Origin of the sequence: Ferruginibacter sp., assembly GCF_031391665.1 — a bacterium.
In the GTDB taxonomy this organism is placed as follows: Bacteria; Bacteroidota; Bacteroidia; order Chitinophagales; family Chitinophagaceae; genus Ferruginibacter.
Map to the genome: position 1 here is coordinate 1 of NZ_JANMUN010000222.1, position 3,723 is coordinate 3,723.

Annotated in this window: 5 protein-coding genes; all 5 read left to right on the forward strand. The window is 36.7% G+C overall.

Annotation, left to right across the window (positions count from 1 at the left end; genetic code table 11):
• Positions 1 to 273: magnesium chelatase domain-containing protein (locus tag ACY651_RS16685; protein ID WP_462254629.1), on the forward strand; the 273-nt coding region annotated here is incomplete at its 5' end.
• A gap of 52 nt (positions 274 to 325) precedes the next feature.
• Entirely contained in the window at positions 326 to 1,027 is a 702-nt protein-coding gene (locus ACY651_RS16690) for a ComF family protein (RefSeq protein WP_462254630.1), read from the forward strand.
• 20 nt (positions 1,028 to 1,047) lie between these two features.
• Complete coding sequence (locus ACY651_RS16695) at positions 1,048 to 2,478, forward strand: hypothetical protein (RefSeq protein WP_462254631.1); 1,431 nt, start codon at positions 1,048 to 1,050, stop codon at positions 2,476 to 2,478.
• Positions 2,479 to 2,579: 101 nt separating this feature from the next.
• A complete protein-coding gene (locus ACY651_RS16700) occupies positions 2,580 to 3,158 on the forward strand; it encodes a glutathione peroxidase (RefSeq protein WP_462254632.1) in 579 nt (192 codons plus the stop codon).
• Between the two features lie 74 nt (positions 3,159 to 3,232).
• Complete coding sequence (locus tag ACY651_RS16705; RefSeq protein ID WP_462254633.1) at positions 3,233 to 3,592, forward strand: hypothetical protein; 360 nt, start codon at positions 3,233 to 3,235, stop codon at positions 3,590 to 3,592.
• Positions 3,593 to 3,723: the final 131 nt, after the last annotated feature.

Genomic DNA, 3,723 nt, shown 5'->3' on the forward strand with positions numbered 1-3,723 from the left:
CCTTCTATTGATCTGGCAATTGTGTGTGCCTTGCTGAGCAGCTACGAAGATGTGCCGCTGCACCACCACACTTGCTTTGCAGGCGAAGTGGGTCTAAGCGGAGAGATAAGAGCAGTAAACCGTATTGAACAACGCATTGCCGAAGCAGAAAAATTAGGTTTTGAAAAAATAATAGTGAGTAAATACAATGCTAAAAGTTTACCCAAGCATAAAACTAATATTGAGATTGTGGCATTGGGTAAGGTGGAAGAAGTTTATCAGTATTTGTTTTAGCCCCAAACCCCTGAAGGGCGTTAGTGTATAATAATTTAAATAGTTTTATTTTATGCAAACATTAAAAAACATTTTCTCCTCCACCCTTCACCTCTTTTACCCACACGTATGCACAGGCTGCGGCAGCGATTTATTGCAACAAGATAATTTGCTTTGCCTCGAATGCATCAACAATTTGCCCCACACCAATTTTGCACAGCATAATAATAACCCTGTTGAAAAAATATTTTTGGGCCGCATACCCATTACAGCCGCTCACAGCGAATTTTATTTTTCGAAGGAATTTTTAATACAGCAACTCATTCATCAATTGAAATATAAAAACAATACCGCTATTGGTTTTTATTTAGGAGAGTTAATGGGCAAAACTTTATTTGCATCAAACCGGTTTAACAATATCGATTATTTAATTCCTTTACCGCTTTACCCCGATAAAGAACATAAACGTGGATACAACCAGGCAACAATAATTTGCAATGGCATGAGTGAAGTAATGAATATTCCTGTTTTAAATGACAATGTAATACGTCAAAAATTTACCGAAACACAAACCCGTAAGCACCGTACCGAAAGATGGGAAAATGTGGAAGGCAGCTTTAAAATTAAAAATCCTGAAACCTTAAAAGGAAAAAACATTTTATTGGTTGATGATGTAATAACAACCGGCGCAACTTTAGAAGCATGTGGCAGTGTTGTTTTACAAACCGAAGGCGTAAAATTATATATTGCCACTTTAGCACACGCTGCTAAATAGTTTTACTTTAAATTTGAAAAATGAAGAGGTATTTATTTGCTTATTGCCCATTGCCTGTTGCTTATTATTTATTGCCCATTACCTGTTGCCTTTTAATTATTGCGTCTGCATGTAAAAAAGATAATTTTATTACAACAGCCGATGCAAGGCTCCGCATTACTGCCGACTCTTTAAAATACGATACCGTTTTTACCACTACCGGTTCAATAACAAAGTCGTTTAAAATAATTAACGAGAACAATCAAAAACTAAAACTAACCCAGGTTAAATTAGCAGGTGGCGCAGCATCAGCTTTTAAGATAAACATTAATGGCAATGCTGTTACCGAAGCAACCAATGTTGAGCTTGCAGCTAATGACAGTATTTATGTTTTTGTCTCGGTGTCAATAAATCCCAATGCAGCAAATCTTCCTTTTATTATCAGCGATAGTATTTTAATAAACTATAATGGCAATAACCGTTTTGTACAATTGCAGGCTTATGGACAAAATGCTAATTTTTTATCCAACAGAATTATTACCGGTAACGTTACATGGACAAATACTTTACCTTATGTAATTCTTAAAAGCATCCGTATTGATACCACCGCAACTTTAACCATTCAACCCGGCACTAAAATTTACAGTCATGCAGATGCGCCATTTATTGTGGATGGTACACTTATAATTAACGGCACAAAAAATAATGAAGTAGTTTTTGCCGGCGACCGTTTGGATAATGATTATAAAGATCTGCCGGCTGGCTGGCCCGGTATTTATTTTAGAAACAACAGTAAAAATAATGTGTTGAAATTTGCTGTGATTAAAAATGCATACCAGGCCGTGGTTGCAACTGCGCCATCAATTAACGCAAATCCTAAAATTATTTTGCAACAATGCATAATTGATAATGCTTACGATGCAGGCATACTTTGCGCCAATACCAGTTTGCAAATTAATAACAGTTTAATAAGCAACTGCGGCAGCAATGTAGCATTAGTTTATGGTGGCGATTATAATTTTACCAACTGTACTGTTGCCGCATATTCTAATTTATATATCAATCATAAAAACCCTTTACTAACAGTAAATAATTTTGCGGCTCAGGGCGGCTCAACGATTACAGCTAATTTAAATGCCGTTTTTCGCAATTGTATTTTTTGGGCCGATAGCTCAGGATTTGTAAATAATGAAATAACAGTTAGCAAACAAGGGTCCAATACTTTTGCTGTTTTGTTCGAAAATAATTTATACAGAGGAAGCGACCCAACTAACAGCACATTAACCAACAACCTAAAAAACCAGGACCCATTGTTCGATACTATTGATGTGGTGAAGCGGATGTATAATTTCAGGATTTCAAACAATAATGCCCCGGGAGTTAATAAAGGTATTGCCACAACTTTTACAAAAGATCTTGATGATAAAAACCGTAATAATGGCCTTCCCGATTTGGGCTGTTACGAAAAATAAATTGTTAAGAGGATGAATGGTATTACTGAGTATTAAAATTTACCCGAACTTTACAGCACAATATTTGTAATAGGTAATTACAATAAATTAAAACTACAATCATGATAAAATTATTAGCTATTACAACAGCGTTATTATCCTGTGCAGCACAATCGAACAATGTACCTGCCATAACTAATGCACCAGTAAAAACCGAAGCTGTTATCGCCGCAAAATCTATTTACGATTTTAAAGTAGAATCATTAGACGGCCAAACAATTGACTTTGCAAAATACAAAGGCAAAAAAATATTAATAGTAAACACTGCTTCTAAATGCGGTTTTACCAAACAATACGAAGGGCTTGAAGCGCTGTATAAAAAATACCAGGACAAATTAGTTATTGTAGGTTTTCCTGCCAACAACTTTGGTGGCCAGGAGCCGGGTACCAATACAGAAATACAGGAATTTTGTAAAAAGAATTACGGCGTAACTTTTCCTATGGCGGCAAAAGTTTCGGTAAAAGGCGATGATACTGCTCCTATTTTTAAATGGCTTACCAGCAAAAGCGAAAACGGCGTTTTAGATGCAGAGATCGGTTGGAACTTTGGTAAATTTTTATTGGATGAAAATGGCCATTTGCTTTCTTATTTCCCCAGCAAGGTTACTCCAATGAGTGAAGAGATTACGAGTAAACTTTAATTAAGTACAAACAATAATTTGCAAATCCGGAGTTTTAAAAAACTTCGGATTTCTTTTTTTATTTACTTTACCATATGAAAATTCTCTTGCTCGTTTTCTTTCTCGCTTTTACAACAGTATCTTTTGCTCAAATACCCAAAAGCGGTACTTACACCTATAATTATTGTGATGAGGAATACAATGCTTGTTTATCTAAATGCAAAGTAAAAATAAAAGGTAATAAAATTTGGGTATATGCACCAGCGGGGCTAACCGGTATAAAAAAAGGGGAACTTTACGAAAGTGGCACACTATATAAACATGCTTCAGGTAAATGGATCATTATCCATAATCAAAAAGAAAAGCTGACAAAGATAGTTGGCGGCTGCGAAGGTCCTGTGTGGATTGATTTTAAACAAAAACGTTTCTGGACCCACGTATGGAAGCCGGTATGAAAGCGCCATGCCGCCCAGAACATAGCCGCCCCGACGACCAACAGAACGAGAGCAAGGCGGACCCTGGCGCGCGCTTTCGCGCGCTCATCCATTTCCCAATAGCCGGCGATCCAAAGGCTCAATTCGTAGAA